At 72.8% G+C, this 21,365-nt stretch carries 17 protein-coding genes; 12 read left to right on the top strand and 5 right to left on the bottom strand.

All coding sequences use genetic code 11. The features are described from left to right. Window positions 1-119: 119 nt before the first annotated feature. Window positions 120-1,403: a DUF1015 domain-containing protein gene (locus tag ACIBVL_RS26315; RefSeq protein ID WP_399100436.1), complete on the bottom strand. Its 1,284-nt coding sequence runs from the start codon at window positions 1,401-1,403 to the stop codon at window positions 120-122. Between the two features lie 95 nt (window positions 1,404-1,498). Here ACIBVL_RS26315 and ACIBVL_RS26320 point away from each other — a divergent pair, with 95 nt between their 5' ends. Genes ACIBVL_RS26320 through ACIBVL_RS26335 form a run of 4 tightly spaced genes read left to right on the top strand, consistent with a single transcriptional unit; the run spans window position 1,499 to window position 5,579 of the window. After that, entirely contained in the window at window positions 1,499-2,527 is a 1,029-nt protein-coding gene (locus ACIBVL_RS26320; RefSeq protein ID WP_399100438.1) for an HAD hydrolase-like protein, read from the top strand. 51 nt (window positions 2,528-2,578) lie between these two features. Further along, window positions 2,579-3,622 carry a FecCD family ABC transporter permease gene (locus tag ACIBVL_RS26325; RefSeq protein ID WP_399100440.1) on the top strand — a complete coding sequence of 348 codons (1,044 nt, stop codon included), beginning with the start codon at window positions 2,579-2,581 and terminating at the stop codon, window positions 3,620-3,622. Next, window positions 3,619-4,689, top strand: coding sequence for a FecCD family ABC transporter permease (locus ACIBVL_RS26330; protein WP_399100442.1), 1,071 nt, complete (start codon window positions 3,619-3,621; stop codon window positions 4,687-4,689). Before ACIBVL_RS26325 ends, ACIBVL_RS26330 begins: the two co-directional genes overlap by 4 nt. Beyond that, window positions 4,686-5,579, top strand: coding sequence for an ABC transporter ATP-binding protein (locus ACIBVL_RS26335; protein WP_399100444.1), 894 nt, complete (start codon window positions 4,686-4,688; stop codon window positions 5,577-5,579). Before ACIBVL_RS26330 ends, ACIBVL_RS26335 begins: the two co-directional genes overlap by 4 nt. Here the strand turns inward: ACIBVL_RS26335 and ACIBVL_RS26340 are convergent. Continuing rightward, window positions 5,563-5,910 (bottom strand): SCP2 sterol-binding domain-containing protein, encoded by a 348-nt coding sequence (locus ACIBVL_RS26340; protein ID WP_399100447.1) that lies wholly within the window; start codon window positions 5,908-5,910, stop codon window positions 5,563-5,565. The genes ACIBVL_RS26335 and ACIBVL_RS26340 overlap by 17 nt on opposite strands. Before the next feature lie 42 nt (window positions 5,911-5,952). On the opposite strand from ACIBVL_RS26340, the gene ACIBVL_RS26345 reads away from it, so the two are divergent. The 5 genes from ACIBVL_RS26345 to ACIBVL_RS26365 all read left to right on the top strand — a co-directional run bounded on the left by ACIBVL_RS26345 (window position 5,953) and on the right by ACIBVL_RS26365 (window position 11,178). Beyond that, window positions 5,953-6,261, top strand: coding sequence for a hypothetical protein (locus ACIBVL_RS26345; RefSeq protein ID WP_399100449.1), 309 nt, complete (start codon window positions 5,953-5,955; stop codon window positions 6,259-6,261). Between the two features lie 7 nt (window positions 6,262-6,268). Then, complete coding sequence (locus ACIBVL_RS26350; protein ID WP_399100451.1) at window positions 6,269-7,084, top strand: TlyA family RNA methyltransferase; 816 nt, start codon at window positions 6,269-6,271, stop codon at window positions 7,082-7,084. Continuing rightward, window positions 7,081-7,986 carry an NAD kinase gene (locus ACIBVL_RS26355; protein WP_399100453.1) on the top strand — a complete coding sequence of 302 codons (906 nt, stop codon included), beginning with the start codon at window positions 7,081-7,083 and terminating at the stop codon, window positions 7,984-7,986. The genes ACIBVL_RS26350 and ACIBVL_RS26355 overlap by 4 nt, the downstream gene beginning before the upstream one ends. A gap of 80 nt (window positions 7,987-8,066) precedes the next feature. Further along, window positions 8,067-9,785, top strand: a complete 1,719-nt coding sequence (recN, locus tag ACIBVL_RS26360) for a DNA repair protein RecN (protein WP_399101219.1) — start codon at window positions 8,067-8,069, stop codon at window positions 9,783-9,785. Between the two features lie 265 nt (window positions 9,786-10,050). Then, window positions 10,051-11,178 (top strand): glycosyltransferase family 4 protein, encoded by a 1,128-nt coding sequence (locus ACIBVL_RS26365; protein ID WP_399100455.1) that lies wholly within the window; start codon window positions 10,051-10,053, stop codon window positions 11,176-11,178. 6 nt (window positions 11,179-11,184) lie between these two features. Here the strand turns inward: ACIBVL_RS26365 and ACIBVL_RS26370 are convergent, their stop codons facing one another. The 3 genes from ACIBVL_RS26370 to ACIBVL_RS26380 all read right to left on the bottom strand — a co-directional run bounded on the left by ACIBVL_RS26370 (window position 11,185) and on the right by ACIBVL_RS26380 (window position 16,266). Then, window positions 11,185-12,864 carry a PucR family transcriptional regulator gene (locus ACIBVL_RS26370; RefSeq protein ID WP_399100457.1) on the bottom strand — a complete coding sequence of 560 codons (1,680 nt, stop codon included), beginning with the start codon at window positions 12,862-12,864 and terminating at the stop codon, window positions 11,185-11,187. Window positions 12,865-12,931: 67 nt separating this feature from the next. Next, window positions 12,932-14,314, bottom strand: a complete 1,383-nt coding sequence (locus ACIBVL_RS26375; RefSeq protein ID WP_399100460.1) for an FAD-binding oxidoreductase — start codon at window positions 14,312-14,314, stop codon at window positions 12,932-12,934. A 149-nt stretch (window positions 14,315-14,463) separates the two neighbouring features. After that, window positions 14,464-16,266, bottom strand: a complete 1,803-nt coding sequence (locus ACIBVL_RS26380; RefSeq protein ID WP_399101221.1) for a glycoside hydrolase family 15 protein — start codon at window positions 16,264-16,266, stop codon at window positions 14,464-14,466. Between the two features lie 492 nt (window positions 16,267-16,758). On the opposite strand from ACIBVL_RS26380, the gene ACIBVL_RS26385 reads away from it, so the two are divergent. The 3 genes from ACIBVL_RS26385 to ACIBVL_RS26395 all read left to right on the top strand — a co-directional run bounded on the left by ACIBVL_RS26385 (window position 16,759) and on the right by ACIBVL_RS26395 (window position 21,345). After that, the gene (locus ACIBVL_RS26385; protein ID WP_399100462.1) at window positions 16,759-18,429 is read left to right on the top strand and encodes a CTP synthase; all 1,671 of its coding nucleotides are present in this window, start codon (window positions 16,759-16,761) and stop codon (window positions 18,427-18,429) included. Between the two features lie 89 nt (window positions 18,430-18,518). Next, window positions 18,519-19,145 carry an NUDIX domain-containing protein gene (locus ACIBVL_RS26390; RefSeq protein WP_399100464.1) on the top strand — a complete coding sequence of 209 codons (627 nt, stop codon included), beginning with the start codon at window positions 18,519-18,521 and terminating at the stop codon, window positions 19,143-19,145. A 169-nt stretch (window positions 19,146-19,314) separates the two neighbouring features. Then, window positions 19,315-21,345, top strand: coding sequence for a tetratricopeptide repeat protein (locus ACIBVL_RS26395; RefSeq protein ID WP_399100466.1), 2,031 nt, complete (start codon window positions 19,315-19,317; stop codon window positions 21,343-21,345). Window positions 21,346-21,365 lie beyond the last annotated feature (20 nt).

Raw genomic sequence — 21,365 nt, forward strand, 5'->3', positions numbered from 1 at the left:
CGCCCACCACGCCCCCGCCGCCCCCCGCCCCCCCCCCCCCGGGGGGGGGGGGGGGGGGGGGGGGGGGCGGGGCCCGGGCGCCCCCCCCGCCCCCCCCCCCCCCCCGCCCCTGTTGGCGTTCACAGGTCCAGTGCGCGCAGGACCAGGCCGGAGGCCGGTTTGGGGCCGAAGGACGTCGACTTGCGGGGCATGGTGACGCCCTGGCGGGCGAGGTCGCGGACGACCTCCTCGCGGACGGGGTGGAGCAGGACCGCCGTGGCGCCGCTGCGTTCCGCCTTTCGCACGGTGGCGGCCGTGTCGTGGATGTAGGCGATGCGGGTCGGGTCGTCCTCGGGGATGTGCCACACGTGGTCGAGGAGCGCGGTGTGCAGGACGGTCGCGTCCAGGGTGCGCCAGGCCTGCGGGCGGTCCCGGGGGATCGTACGGTCCAGGAGAGCTGGGTCCGGGCGGTCGAGGAGGTGGAAGGCGCCGTCGCCGGCCAGCAGGAACGCGTTGCCGGCGCAGGCGGAGTCCGCGAGGGCCTCCAGGGCCTCCGGGAGGGGGACCTCCAGGTGCCGCACCCGGAACAGACCCTCGGCGGCGGCCAGGGCGTGCGCCACCGGCAGGCCGTGCAGGAGGCGGTGGATGGCGCGGACGCGCAGGGGGTAGCGGGCCGTGTCGACCAGGAGGACCAGGCCGTGATCCCAGGGGCTGGGGGAGGGGTGCTCGGCGCGGAGCCGGCGGTAGGTGGCCCAGCGGTGGTGGCCGTCGGCGATCAGGGCTTGGTGATGGGTGAGGTCCGCCTGGACCCGGGCCTGGTCGGCGGGGTCGGTGATCGCCCACAGACGGTGCCTGAAGCCGTCCTCCGTGGTGGTGGCCAGGAGCGGCGGGCGCTCTGCGGTGCGCTCCACGATCTCCGCCGCCGTGCCGTTCCCGCGGTAGGTGAGGAGGAGGGGCTCGAGGTTCGCGTAGGTGGCGCGCATCAGGGCCGCGCGTTCCGCGACGACGGGCGCGATGACGTCCTCGTGGGGGAGGACGACCCCTTCCGACGGCTCGGAGACGCGCAGGGTGCCGATGAGGCCGCGCTGGAGCATGCCGTCGGCGTGCCGCTGCTCGTAGACGTACAGCGCGGGCTCGGGGTCGGCCGTCAGGACGCCCTCGGCGAGCCAGCGGCGCAGCGCGTCGGCGGCCTGTTCGTTGCGGGCGCTGGGGGTGGTGGCCTGAGGGAGGATCAGGCGGACGATGTTGTAGGGGTCCGCGTCCTGGAGCTGGTGCAGGCCGTCGGGGCGGACGACGACGTCGTACGGCGGGGAGGTGACGGCGGCGAGACTGCCGACCCGGTCGGGGTCGTAGCGCAGGCCTCGGAACGGGGTGAGTTCCAGGCCTCGGGGCGCCGTTGCCTCAGGGTGACCTGCTGTGTTCATCCCGGCATCGTACGGCTCGCACCTGGGTGCGTACCGGTGTCAGGGGCATGCGCGATGATCGGGGGAGAGCGGATCGAGCTGAGGAGCGATGTGGAATGAGCCCGAGCGTCAGGACGAGGCCCGAGGGCAGTGGGCAGGCCCTGAGCGAGGCGTACGACACGGCGCTGCTCGACCTGGACGGGGTGGTGTACGCGGGTGGCAGTGCGATCGTGCACGCCGTCGAGTCGCTGGCCGCGGCTCGTGCGGGCGGGATGCGTCTCGCGTACGTCACCAACAACGCGCTGCGGACGCCGGACACGGTGGCCGGGCACCTCACCGAGCTGGGGATACCGACGGGGGCCGCGGAGGTCGTCACCTCGGCGCAGGCGGTCGCGCGGCTGATCAGTGAGCAGGTGCCGGCGGGAGCGCGGGTGCTGGTGATCGGTGGTGAGGGGCTGCGGGTGGCGCTGCGGGAGCGGGGGCTGACGCCGGTGGAGTCGGCGGACGACGATCCGGCGGCCGTGGTGCAGGGGTACGGCGGGCCGGATCTGCCGTGGGGGCGGTTCGCGGAGGCTTCGTACGCCGTCGCGCGCGGAGTGCCGTGGTTCGCGTCCAACACCGACCTGACGATTCCGAGCGGGCGGGGAATCGCGCCGGGGAACGGGGCGGCGGTGGAGGTCGTGCGGATTGCCACCGGTGCCGAGCCGCAGGTCGCGGGGAAGCCGTTGCCTCCGATGCACCGGGAGACGATCCTGCGGACGGGCGCTGAGCGGCCGTTGGTCGTCGGGGACCGGCTGGACACCGACATCGAGGGGGCGTTCAACGGGGAGGTGGACTCGCTGCTCGTCCTCACCGGTGTGACGGACGGAGCGCAGCTGCTGGCCGCGCCGCCGCAGCACCGGCCGACGTACGTGGATGCCGACCTGCGGGGGCTGCTCACCGGGCAGCCGGTGGTCAGCGTGGCCGGGGACGGGTTCCGGTGCGGCGGTTGGACGGCGACGGCGGGTGGCGAACGGCTGGAGCTGGACGGGGAGGGCGAAACGCTGGACGGGTTGCGGGCGTTGTGCGCGGCGGCCTGGACGGCGGCGGGAGACGGGAGTTGCGAGCTGGACGGGGGGAAGGCGCTGGCGCGGCTGGGTCTGTGAGGCGGCCCCCGGGGCGCTGACCTGCTTAGCAGGGTAGGCTAACCTAACTGCGTGTTGGTCGACAGTGTTCCCGAACAGCGCGCGGAGATCGCCCCCGCGCCCCCAACCCGCCGGGCGATCCGTTCGGTCGGACTGCTCGTCGCCGTGGCCGTCCTGGCCGCGGTGGCGGTGGCGAGCATCGCCGTCGGGGCCAAGGAGTTGTCCGTGGCCCAGGTCTGGCACGGGCTGTTCGAGGACTCGGGGACGTACGCGGACGTCGTCGTCGACGAGCGGTTGTCGAGGACCGTGCTCGGACTGCTGGTCGGTGCCGCGCTGGGGCTGTCGGGAGCCGTGCTCCAGGCCCTGACGCGCAACCCGCTGGCCGACCCGGGACTGCTCGGCATCAACGCGGGGGCCTCGGCGGCCGTCGTCACCGCGATCACGTTCCTCGGTGTGACGAGCCTGACCGGTTATGTGTGGTTCGCCTTCTCCGGGGCGGCCGCGGTCGGCGGGCTGGTCTGGTTCCTGGGCGGCAGCCGGGGGGCCACGCCCGTGCGGCTCGCGCTCGCCGGTACCGCGATCAGTGCCGCGTTGTACGGCTATCTCCAGGCCGTGATGATCATGGATGACGCGGCGCTCGCCCGGATGCGCTTCTGGACGGTTGGTTCGCTGTCCTCGGCGACCGACGAGACGATCCGGCAGGTGCTGCCCTTCCTGGTCGTCGGCACGGTCCTCGCGCTCGCGCTCGCCCGGCCGCTGAACGCCGTGGAGATGGGCGAGGACACGGCCAGGGCGCTCGGCGCCCACCTCAACCGCACCCGGGCGCTGGCCATGCTCGCCGCGACCGTGCTGTGCGGGGCCGCGACAGCCGCCTGTGGGCCGATCGTGTTCGTCGGGCTGATGGTCCCGCACATCGTCCGCTCCTTCACCGGCCCCGACCTGCGCTGGATCATGCCGTACGCGGCGATCCTGTCGCCGGTGCTGCTGCTGGGTTCCGATGTCATCGGCCGGGTCGTCGCCCGCCCGTCGGAGGTCCAGGTCGGCGTCATCACCGCGATCATCGGCGGGCCGGTCTTCATCATTCTCGTACGACGGCGGAGGACGGCCCAGCTGTGAAGACGGTGGACGAGGACAAGACCGCCCCCGGCAGCGGGCCCCGTGCGCTGCGCACGCCGGGCGGGCTGTCGGTGCGGCTGGACGTGCGGGCCCTGGTCGTCGTGGTGCTGTTGCTGCTCGCCGCGTTCGCCGCGAGTGTCGTGCTGATCGGCACCGGAGACTTCCCGATCTCGGCCGGCGACGTGGTGAGGACGCTGTTCGGCGAGGGGAACCCCGGTCAGGAACTGATCGTCAACGAGCTGCGGTTGCCACGGGTCCTGGTCGGGTTGTTGGTCGGGGCCTCCCTGGGGCTGGGCGGCGCGCTGTTCCAGGCCGTGTCGCGCAATCCGCTGGGCAGCCCGGACGTGCTCGGGCTCGGCCAGGGGGCCACGGCCGGCGCGCTTGTGATGATCGTGCTGTTCTCCGGGAGCACCACCCAGGTCACCCTCGGGGCGCTGGTGGGCGGGCTGGTGACCGGGGCCGCCATCTATCTGCTGGCGTGGCGGCGGGGCGTGCACGGCTACCGGCTGGTGCTCGTCGGCATCGGCGTGTCGGCCGTGGCGACCGCGGTCAACGGGTATCTGATCACCAAGGCCGACTTCGTCGACGCGGCCCGGGCCGTCGTATGGATGACCGGGACCCTCGACGGGCGGGACTGGAAGCAGGTCTGGCCGCTGCTCGTCCTGGTCTGCGTGTTCGTACCGCTCGCCCTCGGCAACGCGCGCGGGCTGCGGATGATGGAGATGGGCGACGACGTCTCCCACGCGCTCGGGGTGCGGGTGGAGCGCGTACGGCTGGTTCTGATGGTCTCCGCCGTCCTGCTCACCGCGGCCGCCACCGCCGCCGCGGGCCCCGTCAGCTTCGTGGCGCTCACCGCGCCGCAGCTCGCCCGGCGCCTGACCCGCTCGCCCGGGCCGAACCTCCTGCCGTCCCTGTGCATGGGCGCCGCCCTCCTGGTCACCGCCGACTGGGTCTCGCAGCGGCTCTTCGGCGACGGACAGCTGCCCGTCGGCGTGGTCACCGGGGTGCTGGGCGGGGTGTACCTGCTGTGGCTGCTCGTCACCGAACGCAAGGCGGGCCGGATATGAGCGGCGCAGCCGACCACCACGGCCGCTCGGCCGATCAGAACAACCGAAGGAGCACCGTGAACCGCCTGTCCGCCGAGAACGTCACCCTCGCCTACGACCAGCGGATCATCGCCGAGCAACTGTCGGTGGAGATACCCGACAACTCCTTCACCGTGATCGTCGGTCCCAACGCGTGCGGCAAGTCGACGCTGTTGCGGGCGTTGTCGCGGATGCTGAAGCCGTCGCAGGGGCGGGTGCTGCTCGACGGGCAGGTCATCCAGTCGATGCCGGCGAAGAAGGTGGCGCGCACCCTGGGCCTGCTGCCGCAGTCGTCCATCGCACCGGACGGGATCACCGTCGCCGATCTGGTGGGCCGGGGCCGCTATCCGCACCAGGGGATCCTGCGGCAGTGGTCGGCGCAGGACGAGCGGGTCGTGCAGGAGTCCATGGCGCAGACGGGGGTGGCCGAGCTCGCCGACCGGTACGTCGACGAGTTGTCCGGCGGCCAGCGCCAGCGCGTCTGGATCGCGATGGCCCTCGCCCAGCAGACCCCGCTGCTGCTGCTCGACGAGCCGACGACCTACCTCGACATCCAGCACCAGATCGACGTCCTCGACCTGTGCGCCGAACTGCACGAGGAGCAGGGCCGCACGCTCGTCGCCGTCCTGCACGACCTCAACCACGCGGCCCGGTACGCCACCCACCTCATCGCGCTGAAGGGCGGCCGGGTCATCGCGCAGGGCGCGCCGAACGACGTCGTCACGGCCGGGCTGGTCGAGGAGGTCTTCGGGCTGCGCTGCCAGGTCATCGACGACCCCGAGACGGGGACGCCGCTGGTGGTGCCGGCCGCGCGGAAGGCACGGACGGCGGCCGAGCGGGCGGTCGAAGCGGTCGCTACAGAAGTTTCCTGAGCTGGAACAGGTCCCGCAGACTCGCCTCCAGCTTCACCCGCCCCGAACCCCACGCCTTCGCGAAGTGCAGCTCGCCGTCGACCAGCGCGACCAGGTCGTCGCCGGTCATGGTCAGCCTGATCTGGGCCTTCTCCGGAGGAGGGCCCTGCAGGGTGTCCCGGACCACGATCCGGCCGTCCGTCATCCGGCCGACGAACGTGACGTCCAGGTCGGTGATCCAGCAGCTCACCGAACGGTCCAGGGCCGCGGCCGTACGGACGTCCCCTTCGGCGCTCTGCATGTTGTCCGAGAGCTTCTCGAGTGCCGCACGGCACTCCTCAATCGTGGCCATCGTGATCGACGGTACCGCAGGGGTTCGGGGTAGCGTCTGCGCATGAGCGACACAGTGCCGGAGAGCGAGGGCGCGCAGGACTCGGTGGGCGAACCCGAGTACGATCCCGCCGGGCCCGCCCCGCTCGCCGTCCCCCGCATCCCCACCGGCAACGCCGAGGTCGACGCCTGGCTGGACCGGCTCGCCGACGCCGACCACCTCGCCACGGACGGACACCTCGAGGTGTACGAGGATGTACACCGGGGCTTGCGCGACGCGCTCACCGCGCTCGACGCCCGCCCGGGGCCTCCGGCGCCCTCACCGTCGTACGACACGAGGACGCCTTCACCGTCGTATGGCACTAGGAGCTGAACCGAACGTGGCAGGAGTCGCACGTCGCCGTCTGGACGCGGAGCTGGTCCGCCGGAAGCTTGCGCGCTCGCGCGAGCACGCCGGGCAGCTGATCGCCGCCGGGCGGGTCAGCGTGGGCAGGACCGTCGCGACCAAGCCGGCCACGCAGGTGGAGACGGCGGCCGCGATCGTCGTCGCCGCCGACGACAACGACCCCGACTACGTGTCGCGGGGCGGGCACAAGCTCGCCGGCGCGCTCGAGGTGTTCGTGCCGCAGGGGCTCGTCGTCGGGGGGCGGCGGGCGCTGGACGCGGGGGCCTCCACCGGGGGGTTCACGGACGTGCTGCTGCGGGCGGGGGCCGCGCACGTCGTCGCCGTGGACGTCGGATACGGGCAACTCGCCTGGTCTCTTCGGAGCGATGAACGCGTCACCGTCAAGGACCGTACGAACGTACGCGAGTTGACGCTTGAAGCGATCGATGGGGAGCCTGTGGATCTTGTCGTGGGGGACTTGTCCTTCATTCCGCTGGGGCTGGTGCTGCCGGCCCTCGCGCGGTGCACCGAGCCGGACGCGGACCTGGTGATGATGGTCAAGCCGCAGTTCGAGGTGGGGAAGGAACGGCTCGGCAGCGGGGGCGTCGTACGCAGTCCCCAGCTGCGGGCCGAGGCGGTGCGCGGCGTCGCCGGGAAGGCGTGGGACCTGGGGCTCGGGGTGAAGGGTGTCACCGCCAGCCCGCTGCCCGGGCCCTCGGGCAATGTCGAGTATTTTCTGTGGCTCCGGGCCGGGGCGCCCGCCCTGGACCCGGCCGACGTCGACCGTGCAGTTGCGGAGGGGCCGCGTTGACACCGAACCGAGCTCGTACTGTTTTCCTGCTCGCCCACACGGGCCGGCCCGCCGCGATCCGCAGCGCGGAACTGGTGGTGAAGGGGCTGCTGCGCGAGGGCATCGGAGTGCGCGTCCTGGAGTACGAGGCGGCCGACCTGCCTCTGCCGGACGAGGTGGAACTGGTCTCCGAGGCCACCCCGCAGTGCCTGGAGGGGTGCGAGCTGCTCATCGTCCTCGGCGGTGACGGGACGCTGCTGCGGGGCGCGGAGTTCGCGCGGGCGTCCGGGGTGCCGATGCTCGGCGTCAACCTCGGGAGCGTCGGCTTCCTCGCGGAGGCCGAGCGCGACGATCTCGACAAGGTCGTGGACCGGGTGGTGTCCAAGGCGTACGAGGTCGAGGAGCGGATGACCGTCGATGTCGTCGTGCATCGCAACGGGGACATCGTGCACACGGACTGGGCGCTGAACGAGGCGGCGGTGCAGAAGGCCGGCGCCGAGAAGCTGCTGGAAGTCGTGCTGGAGATCGACGGGCGGCCGGTGACGGGGTTCGGGTGCGACGGGATCGTCCTGTCCACGCCGACCGGGTCCACGGCGTATGCCTTCTCCGCCGGTGGGCCCGTGGTGTGGCCCGAGGTCGAGGCGTTGTTGATGGTGCCGATCAGTGCGCACGCGCTGTTCGCGAAGCCGTTGGTGACCTCGCCGAACTCCGTGCTCGCGGTGGAGTTGCTGCCTCATATCCCGCCGGGGGTGCTGTGGTGTGACGGGCGGCGGACCTTCGAGTTGCCGCCGGGGGCTCGGGTGGAGGTGCGGCGGGGGGCGGTGCCGGTGCGGCTGGCTCGACTGCACCATGCCTCGTTCACCGATCGGCTGGTGGCGAAGTTCGCGCTGCCCGTTTCCGGGTGGCGGGGGGCTCGGCACTAGGGACGTCCACTCGGCCGGGTGACAGGGTGCCTCGCGCTTTCTCCGTCCGACCTCGTAAGGTCTTCCCCGTGTTGGAGGAGATGCGGATACGGTCGCTCGGAGTCATCGACGACGCTGTCGTCGAGCTGTCGCCCGGCTTCACCGCCGTCACCGGTGAGACGGGTGCGGGCAAGACCATGGTGGTCACCAGCCTCGGGCTGCTGCTGGGCGGACGCGCAGATGCCGCGCTCGTGCGGATCGGCGCCGAGCGGGCGGTCGTGGAGGGGCGGATCGCCGTGCCCTCGGACGCCTCGGTGCTCGTACGGGCCGAGGAGGCCGGCGCCGAGCTCGACGACGGGGCGTTGCTCATCAGCCGTACCGTTTCCGCCGAGGGGCGGTCGCGGGCGCATGTCGGCGGGCGGAGCGTGCCCGTGGGCGTGCTCGCGGAGCTGGCCGACGAGCTGGTCGCCGTGCACGGGCAGACCGACCAGCAGGGGCTGCTGAAGCTCTCCCGGCAGCGGCAGGCGCTCGACCGGTACGCGGGCGACGCCGTCGCCGTGCCGCTCGCCAAGTACACCGAGGCCTACCGGCGGCTGCGGGCCGTGGCCGTCGAGCTGGACGAGATCGTCACGCGCGCGCGTGAGCGGGCCCAGGAGGCCGACATGCTGCGCTACGGGCTCGACGAGGTCGCCGGCGTCGAGCCGCGCGCCGGGGAGGACGTGGAGCTCGCGGAGGAGGCGGGGCGGCTCGGGCACGCGGAGGCGCTGTCGTCGGCCGCCACGGCCGCGCACGGCGCTCTGGCGGGCAATCCGGAGGATCCCGAGGGCATCGACGCCGCAACCCTTGTGGCGGGCGCACAGCGGGCCCTGGAGGCCGTCAGGGCCTACGACCCGCAGCTCGCCGGGCTCGCCGACCGCATCGGTGAGATCGGGATCCTGCTGGGCGACGTGGCGGGGGAGCTCGCCGGGTACGCCGACGACCTGGACGCCGATCCGCTGCGGCTGGCGGCGGTCGAGGAGCGGCGGGCCGCGCTCACCGCGCTGACCCGCAAGTACGGCCCGGACGTGAACGCCGTGCTGGCGTGGGCCGAGCAGAGCGCCGCGCGGCTCACCGAACTGGACGGCGACGACGAGCGGATCGACGAGCTGACCGCCGAGCGGGACGCGCTCAGGACCGAACTGGGCGGGCTCGCGCAGGCACTGACGGACGCGCGCACGGAGGCCGCCGAGAGGTTCGCGGCGGCGGTGACCGCGGAGCTGGCCTCGCTGGCCATGCCGCACGCGCGTGTGTCGTTCGCCATCCGGCAGACCGAGGATCCCGAGGGCGTCGAGGTCGGCGGGCGTACGGTCGCCTACGGGCCGTCCGGTGCCGACGAGGTCGAACTGCTGCTCGCGCCACATCCGGGGGCGCCGCCCCGGCCCATCGCCAAGGGCGCCTCCGGTGGTGAGCTGTCGCGCGTGATGCTCGCCGTGGAGGTCGTGTTCGCGGGGACGGATCCCGTGCCGACGTACCTCTTCGACGAGGTCGACGCGGGTGTGGGCGGCAAGGCCGCCGTCGAGATCGGGCGGCGGCTCGCGAAGCTCGCGAAGAGCGCGCAGGTCGTGGTCGTCACCCACCTCCCGCAGGTCGCCGCCTTCGCCGACCGGCAGCTGCTGGTCGAGAAGACCAACGACGGATCGGTCACCCGGTCCGGTGTGAAGGTCCTGGAGGGCGAGGAGCGGATCCGGGAGCTGTCCCGGATGCTCGCCGGCCAGGAGGACTCGGAGACGGCCCGGGCACACGCGGAGGAACTGCTGGCGACGGCTCGGGCGGACGCGTAGGGGCGTCCCAGGCGGGCGCGTAAGGGACGTATCGGGTGTTCGTGCAGAGGACTTAATCGAACGGAACCCTGGGTTCGTTCACTCGTGTGGGTGACCTGTGCGGCCGTGTCGCCGCGTACCCCGGGTCCGGGCGGCCCGGAACACCCGTACGTGCTGGCATCCTTGGGCGTACTACGTGGAGGAAGCCGAGCGGTACACCCCTCCGCCCGGTCCCTCAGTACGTTCCTTCGTGACCGTCCGACGCCGAACCAGGAGCCCCGGCCACGTGAGCAGCCACTCACCGCACGGCCAGTCGTCGCTGCGCACCGTGCAGGTGCTGGGCGGCGGCAACGCCGGCAGCAGCGCACACGTGCGCTCCCTGGCCGCGGGGCTCGTCGCGCGGGGCGTGCGGGTGACGGTGTGCGCCCCCGCCGAGGCCGAAAGCCTCTACGACTTCACGGGTGCCGGCGCTGAACACGTGCACGTGCCGCGCAGCAGCGACCCGGGCTCGGTGGGGGCGCTGCGGGCGGCCTGCACGGACGCCGACCTGGTCCACGCCCACGGGCTGCACGCCTCCTTCCGGGCCGTCCTCGCACTCAGCGGCCGCCGCACCCCGCTCGTCGTCACCTGGCACAACCGGGCGCGCGCCGAAGGCGCCCGAGCCCATCTGCTGCGGCTGCTGGAGCGGCGCGTGGCCAAGGCGGCCGCCGTCGTGCTGGGCACCACCTCCGACCTGGTCGACCGGGCGCGCCGGACCGGGGCCCGGGACGCGCGGCTCGCCGGTGTGGCCCTGCCCGGGCCCGGGCGGAGCGAGGGGCACGAGGACGCCGATCAGCCGCGTCCCAAGGTGCGGGCCGACCTCGGCGCGACCGGCCGTCCGTTGCTCATCGCCGTCGGATCACTGGACCGGCACCGGGGCTACGACCTGCTGCTGGACGCCACGCGCGCGTGGCGCCGGCTGGATCCGGTGCCGCTGGTCGTCATCGCCGGGGAAGGGCCGCTGCGCCCGGCCCTCCAGCGCCGGATCGAGGACGAGGAGCTGCCGGTGCGGCTGCTGGGGCGACGGGACGACGTCGGGTACCTGCTCGCCGCCGCCGACCTCGCGCTGCTGCCGGGCGGCGACGAGGCCCGGTCGGTGCTGGCGCAGGAGGCGCTCCACGCGCGCGTGCCGCTCGTCGCAGCCGTGGCCGGCGGAGTCCGTGAACTCGTCGGCGACGCCGCCGAACTCGTTCCGGCCGATGACGCCGAGGCCTTCGCCGACGCCGTCGTACGCCTGCTCGACGATCCCGGGCGGTGCGAGCGGCTGCGGGAGCTGGGCACCCGTCAGGCGGCCACCTGGCCCACCGAGGACGAGACCGTCGCACAGGTCCTCAGCGTCTACGACGAGCTGACGCAGCCCCGGCCGATGATCTGAGCCGGCTCACGGCAGGAGTCTGCGCGCGCGCAGGGCCAGGCTGAGCGCCAGGACCGTCTGCGGGTCGTCCAGGTCGGTGCCCAGCAGCTCGCCGATGCGGGCGAGGCGGTTGTAGAGCGTCTGGCGGTTGAGGTGCAGCTCGCGGGCCGTCTCCGCCTTGCGGCCCGCGTGGGCCAGGTAGGTCTCCAGGGTGGGCAGCAGGGGCGGCTTGGAGCGGCGGTCGTGATCGCGGACGGGACCGATGGCCCGGTCCACGAAGGCCCCCAGGTCCGGGTGGTCGCGCAGGCGCCACAGCAGCAGGTCGATGTCCAGGCGGCGGGCGTCGTACCAGGGGCGGTCCGAAAGGCCCTGTGCGGCGGTCGCCGTCTCCGCCGCGTGCCGCAGCCCCGCGGAGGCCGCCGTCCAGCCGCCCGCGGCGCCGACCACCACGACCGGCGGCGGGGCGCCCGGCCGCCGCATTCCGGCCCGTTCCGCCCCGGCCCGCATGGCCGCCGCGACCCGGTCCGCGACCGCTTGGCGCTCCGAGTCCGACCGCAGGCCCAGCAGCAGCGGAACCCGGCCCTCCACCGGCCGTACGCCCAACAGCACCGGAACGCCCACCGACGCCAGCTCCTCAGCGACCGCCCGCGCGAGCACCGCCCAGCCCCCGCCGGGAGCAGGGGAGTCCCCCCGCTCGAGCGAAGCCGAAAGCGGGGGGACGTCGCCGAGCCGCATCACGACCGGCAGCAGGGGGCCGGCACCGGGCTTGAAGCCGAGCACGCGCGCCTGCGCCGGAGCGTCCTCCGCCGTGATGCGGCCCTCGGCGAGGTCGGTCAGGAAGTCGCCCCGGCCGCGCGCGGCCAGCTCCTCCTCCTGACGGGCCTGCATCAGCACCAGGGCCAGGATCCCGGCCGCCCGCTCGGCGGCGATGCGGTGCACCGGTGCGAGCGGGGCGCGCACGGGCAGGAGGGCGAGCCGGGCGCGGACCGAACCCGTCCCGGGGCCGCCCCCGGGCACGTCCACCAGCACCGAACCGGCGGGCGGCGGCGCGTCCTTGCGCGGGCCGCGCAGCCCCTCCCACACCTGGAGCGGATCCGCCCCCTGCGGTCCCTCCCCGGCGGTGTACAGGAGCCTGCCGTCCGTCGTCTCCAGGAACACCGGGTTGCCGCTGAAGTCGGCCAGGATGCCCAGGACCTGAGGGATTCCGCCGCCGCCCAGCAGGGCCTCCGTGCAGCGGCGGTGCACTTCCTCCGCGCGCTGGAGCAGGGCGTAGTGGCCGTTGACGATCTCGGTGTGGATCTCCTCGGTGACCGTCACGAACGGAACCTCGCGGTGCAGTTGGACCAGCGGGAGGCCGGTCGCCCTCGCCGTCTCCACCAGGGCCGCGGGCAGCCGGGTGAAGCGCGGGCCCAGTTCGATCACCAGGGCCGCGATGCCCCGGTCGGCCAGGGTCCGCACGAACACCCGCTGCTCGGCCGGGCGGGTGCCGAGGCCGTAGCCCGTGGTCAGCAGCAGTTCGCCGCCCTTGAGCAGCGAGGCGATGTGCGGGACCTCACCGGCGTGCACCCAGCGCACGGTCCGCCCCAGCCGGTCGGCGCCCGCGAGGATCTCGGGCAGCCCGCTGCGCAGGCCGGGCAGCTCCAGCGCCCGCCGCACGGTGATACCGGCGGCCTGGCTGTCGGGACGGTGATCCGGGCGGCTGTCCATGCAGCGGACGCTACCTGCGAAAACGCGTCGGCGACATCTCTCCGGGGAGCGGGCGGCCGACGGTGCCTCAGGCCGGCCTGATGTTGTGGTTGAAGCGGAAGACGTTGTCCGGGTCGTACCGCCGTTTCACGTCCGCGAGACGGCGGGTGTTCTCCGTGCCGAGGCCCGCCACCACCCGCTCGGTGCCCTCGTCGCCGATGAAGTTCAGGTACACGTCCCCGGTGCTCCACGGGCGCACATCGGCGCGGACGTCCCGCACCCACTGGACGCAGCGCTCGTCGTCCGCCGGGTCCGCCCAGATCCCGAAGGGGTGCACCGCCCAGGCGGCGTCCCGGTACGGCACCGGATACTCGTGCGGCCCGTCGGCCACCGCGCCGCCCTGCGGCCACAGCAGGTGCTGGGTGCCCGTCGGTACGGGCATGGAGTCCCCGAGCGCGCAGTAGGCGTCCACGAAGTCGTCGGGCGCGCCGGTCAGATACTCCGCCGACCAGTAGTTCCGCATCCCGGGCGGATCGTCGATCATGCACTGGACGTCCGCGTACGGCATCGCCCCGACGATCTCCGTCTCGTGCGGCAGGGCCAGCAGCGGCTGGGCGAGCTTGCGCATGTCCTCCTCGGTGCCGGCGTACGTCAGCAGCGCGCCGCTCAGCCGCTTGCCGACCAGGTGGGACGGTACGAACTCGTCGGGCGGGCCAGTGAGGTAGAGGACCGCGCCGCTCGCCTCGACGGGGGCCGCCTCGATCACGTCGCGGTAGGTGCGCACGACCTCGCGGCCGTACTCCGGGAGGTACAGCACCAGTGCGATGGAGAACTCGGGCAGCTCGTACAGCTTCAGGGTGAGCGCGGTGGCGATGCCGAAGTTGCCGCCGCCGCCGTGCAGGGCCCAGAACAGGTCGGGGTGTTCGTCGGCGCTCGCGTGCACCCGCTCGCCGTCGGCGGTGACCAGTTCGACGCCGAGCAGGTTGTCGACCGCCAGGCCGCAGCAGCGGTCCAGCCAGCCCGAGCCGCCGCCCAGGACGAAGCCGCCGACACCGGTGGTGGAGGCCCGGCCGCCGGTCGTGGCGAGACGGAACGGCTCGCAGGCGCGGTCCAGGTCGCTCATCGTCGCACCGCCCGCGACCCGTACCGCCTCGGCCGCCGGATCGACGGTGACCGCCCGCATGTGCCGCAGATCGACCACCACGGCGCCGTCCCCGAGTGCCTGGCCCGCCACGCTGTGCCCGCCGCCGCGCACCGCGATCTTCAGGTCGAGGTCACGGGCGAAGCGGACCGTGCGGACGACGTCGGCCTCGTCCACGCACTGGGCGATCACCGCCGGGCGCCGGTCGATCATGGCGTTGAAGACGGTACGGGCCTCGTCGTAGCCCACGTCTCCCTGGGCGAACACGTCGCCGACCAGATCCTCGCGGAACGCGGCGAGTGCCGCGCCCGCCTTCGACGGGGAGGCCATGAGGCGCCCCCTTCCGTGCAGGGGCTGATCCTCCCAGCCTAGGACGTGTGGTGAAAGTCCCGCCTGCCCGGCGGGGCAGGACGACGCTACTTTCACCACACACCTGGGCGGGCCCGGCCGGGCCCGCCCGCCCGCCGAGCCTGAACGGTTCAGCCGCCGTACGCCCCGGACGCCGTCAGGCGCAGGGCCGTGTCGATCAGGGGCACGTGGCTGAAGGCCTGCGGGAAGTTGCCCACCTGGCGCTTGAGACGCGGGTCCCACTCCTCGGCGAGCAGACCCAGGTCGTTGCGCAGGGACAGCAGCTTCTCGAAGAGCTTGCGGGCCTCGTCGACCCGGCCGATCATCGCCAGGTCGTCCGCCATCCAGAACGAACAGGCCAGGAAGGCGCCCTCGTCGCCGGGGAGGCCGTCGACGCCCTCGTTGTCGCCCGAGGTCGGGTAGCGCAGGATGAAGCCGTCCGGGGTGGACAGCTCGCGCTGGATCGCCTCGATGGTGCCGATGACGCGCTTGTCGTCGGGCGGCAGGAATCCCATCTGGGGGATGAGCAGCAGCGAGGCGTCCAGCTCCTTGGAGCCGTAGGACTGGGTGAACGTGTTGCGCTCCTTGTCGTAGCCCTTCTCGCACACGTCCCGGTGGATGTCGTCGCGCAGTTCGCGCCACCGCTCCAGCGGGCCGTCCGCGTCGCCGGACTCGATCAGCTTGATGGTGCGGTCGACGGCGACCCAGGCCATGACCTTGGAGTGCACGAAGTGGCGGCGCGGGCCGCGCACCTCCCAGATGCCCTCGTCCGGCGTGTCCCAGTGCTTCTCCAGGTAGCGGATCAGCTTCAGCTGGAGGAGGGAGGCGTAGTCGTTGCGGGCCAGGCCGGTCATGTGGCCGAGGTGCAGGGCCTCGGTGACCTCGCCGTACACGTCCAGCTGGAGCTGGTGCGCCGCACCGTTGCCGACGCGCACCGGGGCGGAGTTCTCGTAGCCCGGCAGCCAGTCCAGCTCGGCCTCGCCCAGCTCGCGCTCGCCCGCGATGCCGTACATGATCTGCAGGTTCTCGGGGTCGCCGGCGACCGCGCGCAGCAGCCACTCGCGCCAGGCGCGGGCCTCCTCGCGGTAGCCGGTGCGCAGCAGCGAGGACAGGGTGATCGCGGCGTCGCGCAGCCAGGTGTAGCGGTAGTCCCAGTTGCGGACGCCGCCGATGTCCTCGGGGAGGGAGGTGGTGGGGGCCGCCACGATGCCGCCGGTGGGGGCGTAGGTCAGCGCCTTGAGGGTGATCAGCGAGCGGATCACCGCCTCGCGGTAGGGGCCGTGGTACGTGCAGTGCTCGACCCACTCGCGCCAGAACTCCTCCGTCGCCTCCAGTGCCTGCTCCGGCTCCGGCAGGGCCGGCGGCTGCTTGTGCGAGGGCTCCCAGGAGATCGTGAACGCGATGCGGTCACCGGGGGCGACCGTGAAGTCCGCGTACGTCGTCAGCGACTTTCCGTAGGTCTCCGCGGTGGTGTCGAACCACACCGAGTCGGGGCCCGCGACGGCGACGGTGCGCCCCTCGTGCTTGTGCACCCACGGGACCACACGGCCGTAGGAGAAGCGCATCCGCAGGGTGGAACGCATGGGGACGCGGCCCGAGACGCCCTCGACGATGCGGATCAGCTGGGGCGCGCCGTCACGAGGCGGCATGAAATCGGTCACGCGGACCGTGCCGCGCGGGGTGTCCCACTCGGATTCGAGGATCAGGGAGTCGCCGCGGTAGGTGCGGCGGGCCGCGCGCGGCGGCGGTGCGTCGGAGGCGTGCGCGGGGCCGAGGCGCCAGAATCCGTGTTCCTCGGTGCCCAGCAGACCGGCGAAGATCGCGTGCGAGTCGAAGCGGGGCAGGCACAGCCAGTCCACTGTCCCGTCACGGCAGACCAGGGCAGCGGTCTGCATGTCTCCGATGAGTGCGTAGTCTTCGATGCGCCCGGCCACGTGCAACTCCAGTCGAACGGCCACGTCACCCCCACGCGAACGGGGGCTGTCGCTAGTGCGGTCAAGGGGGTCGATGTAATGCGTCGTTGAGCGATGAAGCAAAGCAGTCGCTCCGCCGTATGGGCAAAACGCCAATTGTTGCTCAACGAACTGTCGAGCTCTCGTTGTTCCGGTGGATACGGGCTGGGGTGTGCCGTCTGTCCGGCCGGGCTCGGCAGCGAGTGTCCGAGCAGGATACGACGCACGTAGAAGATCTGTGTGTCGCTCCGGGCAACGCGGGTACGCCGAACGGGTGAGCCATCGGTGAGAAGCCCGTAAGAGAAGTCTGCCTGGCTCTCGCGGCAGGTGCGTCGGGTGTCCGCGCGTGCGCGGAGCGTGGCCGGAAGCCATCTCCCCGAGGCGCTGATACCCTGGTAGCCCGTGGACCGGAGGGCTCGAAACCCCCGAACCGCAGCGACCCCAGACCGCGACCACGGGAGCCCCCTCTTGGCCATGTTGCCGAAATCCACGACGACCAAGCACATCTTCGTCACCGGGGGTGTCGCCTCCTCGCTCGGCAAGGGTCTGACGGCCTCCAGCCTCGGCATGCTGCTCAAGGCACGGGGTCTGCGCGTCGTGATGCAGAAGCTCGACCCGTATCTGAACGTCGACCCGGGCACGATGAACCCCTTCCAGCACGGTGAGGTGTTCGTCACCAACGACGGCGCCGAGACCGACCTGGACATCGGCCACTACGAGCGCTTCCTCGACCGCGACCTCGACGGCTCCGCGAACGTCACCACCGGTCAGGTCTACTCGACGGTGATCGCCAAGGAGCGCCGGGGCGAGTACCTGGGCGACACCGTGCAGGTCATCCCGCACATCACCAACGAGATCAAGCACCGCATCCGCCGGATGGCGACGGACGAGGTCGACGTGGTGATCACCGAGGTCGGCGGCACGGTCGGTGACATCGAGTCGCTGCCCTTCCTGGAGACCGTCCGCCAGGTCCGGCACGAGGTCGGCCGGGACAACGTCTTCGTGGTGCACATCTCGCTCCTGCCCTACATCGGGCCGTCCGGCGAGCTGAAGACCAAGCCCACCCAGCACTCCGTGGCCGCCCTGCGCAACATCGGTATCCAGCCGGACGCGATCGTGCTGCGCTGCGACCGCGAGGTGCCGACCGCGATCAAGCGCAAGATCTCGCTGATGTGCGACGTGGACGAGGCCGCCGTGGTCGCCTGCCCCGACGCCCGGTCGATCTACGACATCCCGAAGACCGTGCACGGCGAGGGCCTGGACGCGTATGTCGTGCGCAAGCTGGACCTGCCGTTCCGTGACGTGGACTGGACGACGTGGGACGACCTGCTCGACCGCGTCCACAACCCCGACCACGAGATCACCCTCGCCCTGGTCGGCAAGTACATCGACCTGCCCGACGCCTACCTGTCGGTCACCGAGGCGCTGCGCGCCGGCGGCTTCGCCAACAAGGCCCGTGTGAAGATCAAGTGGGTCACCTCGGACGACTGCAAGACCCCGGCCGGGGCCAAGGCGCAGCTCGCCGACGTGGACGGCATCTGCATCCCGGGCGGCTTCGGTGACCGCGGTGTGCTCGGCAAGGTCGGCGCGATCCGCTACGCCCGCGAGAACAGGATCCCGCTCCTCGGTCTCTGCCTGGGCCTGCAGTGCATCGTGATCGAGGCGGCCCGCAACCTCGCCGACATCGGCGACGCCAACTCCACCGAGTTCGACCCGGCCACCTCCCACCCCGTCATCTCCACCATGGCCGAGCAGCTCGACATCGTCGCGGGCGAGGGCGACATGGGAGGAACGATGCGCCTGGGCATGTACCCGGCCAAGCTGGCGGAAGGTTCGATCGTCCGCGAGGTGTACGACGGCAAGGAGTACGTCGAGGAGCGGCACCGTCACCGGTACGAGGTGAACAACGCCTACCGCGCCGAGCTGGAGAAGAAGGCGGGCATCCTGTTCTCCGGCACTTCCCCGGACGGCAAGCTCGTCGAGTACGTCGAGTACCCGCGTGACGTCCATCCCTACCTGGTCGCCACGCAGGCCCACCCCGAGCTGCGCTCGCGGCCGACGCGTCCGCACCCGCTCTTCGCGGGCCTGGTGAAGGCGGCCGTAGAGCGTCAGCGGGCCGAGGGCACGCGGCAGAATTCCGAGTAACACACCAGCTTGTACGGTGGCCGGGGTGCATACCTTCAACGGTGGGCACCCCGGTTTTCGTTCGTGCAGGTGGAAGGACGGCAAGGGCAATGACGATCAAGGACACCCCCGAGGCCTGGGAGATCCGTTCCACGGAGACCCCCTTCGCGGGCAACAAGACCTCCGTGCGCACTGATGAGGTGGTCATGCCCAACGGCTCGGTGGTCCGCCGCGATTACCAGGTCCACCCGGGTTCCGTGGCCGTCCTCGCGCTCGACGACGAGGACCGGGTCCTGCTCATCAAGCAGTACCGCCACCCCGTGCGGCACAAGCTGTGGGAGATCCCGGCCGGCCTGCTCGACGTGCCCGGTGAGAACCCGCTGCGCGCCGCCCAGCGCGAGCTGTACGAGGAGGCGCACGTCAAGGCCGAGGACTGGCGGGTGCTGACCGACGTGTACACGACTCCGGGCGGCTGTGACGAGTCCGTACGGATCTTCCTCGCCCAGGGGCTGTCCGAGGCGGACGGGCAGCGCTTCGAGGTGGAGGACGAGGAGGCCGACATGGAGCACGCGCGCGTGCCCGTCGCCGAGCTCGTCCGGGCCGTGCTCGCCGGCGATGTGCACAACAACTGCCTCGTGGTGGGTGTGCTGTCGCTGGTCGCCGCGCGGGCCGGGGACGGCATCGACGCGCTGCGTCCGGCGGAGGCGCCCTGGCCGGCCCGCCCGTTCGAGGCGTGAGGTCCTTCTCGCCCTGCGCGGTGTGACGATCACCTGATCCGATCGGGGGATGTCCCGGCCGTGCCCGCCGTCCTCCGCCCGGGACGTCGCAGAGCGTGAACTAGGCTCTGGAAGCGCCCGAACCGGAGTCCCGGCGGGCCGGCGTGCGCGTGGGACGGGAGTGTGGCCCGTGACGGATCAGGCAGTGGACACAGGCGGCGTGCAGCTGTCCGGACACGCTGCGACACCGGGCCGATTCCTGGGCCGTACCCGGGAGTTGAAGGAACTGCGCGCCGACATCGAACGCACCGGCCTGGACACTCTGACCGGGAAGAAGGCGCCCCGCGCCCGCGTGCTCCTCATCGCCGGCCGGCCCGGCTCCGGGCGCACGGCGCTCGCCGAGGAACTCGTACGACAGGTCGCCGGCCGCTACCGCGACGGTGTTCTGCGCGCCCGCCTCGCCGAACCCGACGGCACCCCCGTCCCCGTCGAGCGCGCCGCGCGCGAACTGCTCACCGCCCTGGACGCGCCCGCCCCGGCCGGCGCCGACGAGGACGAGCTCGCGGCCACCCTGCGCGCGGCCCTCGCCGACCGGCGGGCGCTGATCCTGCTGGACGACGCGGCCGGCGCCGACCAGGTCGACGCGCTGCTGCCGGACACCCCGGAGTGTCTGCTCGTCGCCGTCTCCGCGGGCCCCCTCACCGGCATCTCGGACGTCCGCCCCTGCACCCTGGGCGGCCTGGACACCAAGTCCGCCCTGGAACTCCTCACCCGCTACACCGGCTCCGTCCGTATCACCGTCGACCCGCGCGCCGCCGAGGGCCTGGCCGAGGCCTGCCAGGGCCATCCCGCCGCGCTGATCCTGGCGGGCGGCTGGCTCGCCGCCCGTCCCCAGGCGGCCGTCTCCGACCTCGCCAAGCAACTGCACGCCGAAGGCGACGAGGGCACCCCGCTCAGCCGCGTCTTCGGGCTCGTCCACGCCACCCTGCCCGCCCCCGCCGCCCGCACCCTGCGCCTGCTCTCCCTCGCCCCGGCCGGACTGGTCGACCCGCACACCGCCTCCGCGCTCGCTGGCTGCTCGGTGAGCGCCGCCCGCACCACCCTGGACGACCTCACCGCCCTCGGCCTGCTGCGGGCCGTCGACTCCCCGCTGCCCGAGTACGAGGTCCCCGGCTGTCTGCACCCCCTGCTGCGCGCCGCCGCCGAGACCCACGAACGCCCGGCCGAGCTCCGGCTGGCCCGCGCCCGCATGCTGGAGCGGACGGTACGGCTGCTGCAGTCCTGCCGGGCCGTGACCGAGCCGGAGAACCCGCAGGCCCGCGAGAAGCTCCAGGAGACGCCCCGCGCCCTGCGCTTCCCCACCCAGCGCGACGCCGCCGACTGGCTGAGCCGCCGCAGGCCCGCCCTGCTGGCCGCCGCCCGGGCGGCCGTCGGGGACGGCGAGCTGGACACGCTGGCCCGCCGGCTGATGTCCCAGCTGGTCCGGGCGATGGTCGCGCACTTCGGCACCCAGGCCGCCGCGCCCGACCTCTACGGCATCCACCAGCTCGTCCTCGACGTGGCCGAGCGCCGCGACCTGCCCCGGGAGCGGGCCGCCGCCCTGCTGAACCTGGCGGACGTCGACGCCCGCACCGGGCGCACGGCGGAGGCACTGGTGCGCTATCGGGCGGCTCTGGACGCCGGACGGGAGGCGAACGACCCGTACGCGACCGGCCGCGCGATGGAATCCGTGGGCGGTGCGCATCTGGAGCTGGGGGACTACGACCGGGCCGCCGACTGGTTCGGCCGGGCCCTCGCCCAGCGCCTGGCCCGCGACGAGCGCGCGGACGCGGCCCGGCTGTACGGCCGGATCGCCACCGCGCACACCTACGCGGGCCGCTACGGCGAGGCGCAGCGGGCCTGGCGGGCTGCGGTGGCCGGACACCGCAAGAACGGCGATGTGGCCGCCTGCGCGCGGGCGTTGAGCGAGCTGGCGCGGGTCCAGGAGTACGCGGGCCGGCCCGAGGAGTCGCTGCGCACCTGCGAGGAGGCGCTGGAGTGGGCGCGGCGTGCCGAGGACACCCGGCTGCAGGCGGCGGTGCGGCTGCGGCTGGCCGACACCCTGGACCACCTCGGCGATCCGACGGCCGCCCGGCTGCACCGCGGCGCGGCCGAGCGTCTCCTGGAAGAGGAGCCCCAGGAGAGGGAGCCGGACCAGGAAACGGCTGGAACACAGCCCTAACACCTGCGAAATCCGTAGTA

Source organism: Streptomyces sp. NPDC049687 (assembly GCF_044465285.1).
In the GTDB taxonomy this organism is placed as follows: domain Bacteria; phylum Actinomycetota; class Actinomycetes; order Streptomycetales; family Streptomycetaceae; genus Streptomyces.

Bases quoted from the DNA above. Each gene is read 5' to 3' on its own strand.
- ACIBVL_RS26320 (WP_399100438.1), top strand. From the start codon at position 1,499: ATGAGCCCGAGCGTCAGGACGAGGCCCGAGGGCAGTGGGCAGGCCCTG.
- recN (WP_399101219.1), top strand. From the start codon at position 8,067: ATGCGGATACGGTCGCTCGGAGTCATCGACGACGCTGTCGTCGAGCTG.
- ACIBVL_RS26390 (WP_399100464.1), top strand. From the start codon at position 18,519: ATGACGATCAAGGACACCCCCGAGGCCTGGGAGATCCGTTCCACGGAG.
- ACIBVL_RS26345 (WP_399100449.1), top strand. From the start codon at position 5,953: ATGAGCGACACAGTGCCGGAGAGCGAGGGCGCGCAGGACTCGGTGGGC.
- ACIBVL_RS26370 (WP_399100457.1), bottom strand. From the start codon at position 12,864: ATGGACAGCCGCCCGGATCACCGTCCCGACAGCCAGGCCGCCGGTATC.
- ACIBVL_RS26335 (WP_399100444.1), top strand. From the start codon at position 4,686: ATGAGCGGCGCAGCCGACCACCACGGCCGCTCGGCCGATCAGAACAAC.
- ACIBVL_RS26375 (WP_399100460.1), bottom strand. From the start codon at position 14,314: ATGGCCTCCCCGTCGAAGGCGGGCGCGGCACTCGCCGCGTTCCGCGAG.
- ACIBVL_RS26385 (WP_399100462.1), top strand. From the start codon at position 16,759: ATGTTGCCGAAATCCACGACGACCAAGCACATCTTCGTCACCGGGGGT.
- ACIBVL_RS26340 (WP_399100447.1), bottom strand. From the start codon at position 5,910: ATGGCCACGATTGAGGAGTGCCGTGCGGCACTCGAGAAGCTCTCGGAC.
- ACIBVL_RS26315 (WP_399100436.1), bottom strand. From the start codon at position 1,403: ATGAACACAGCAGGTCACCCTGAGGCAACGGCGCCCCGAGGCCTGGAA.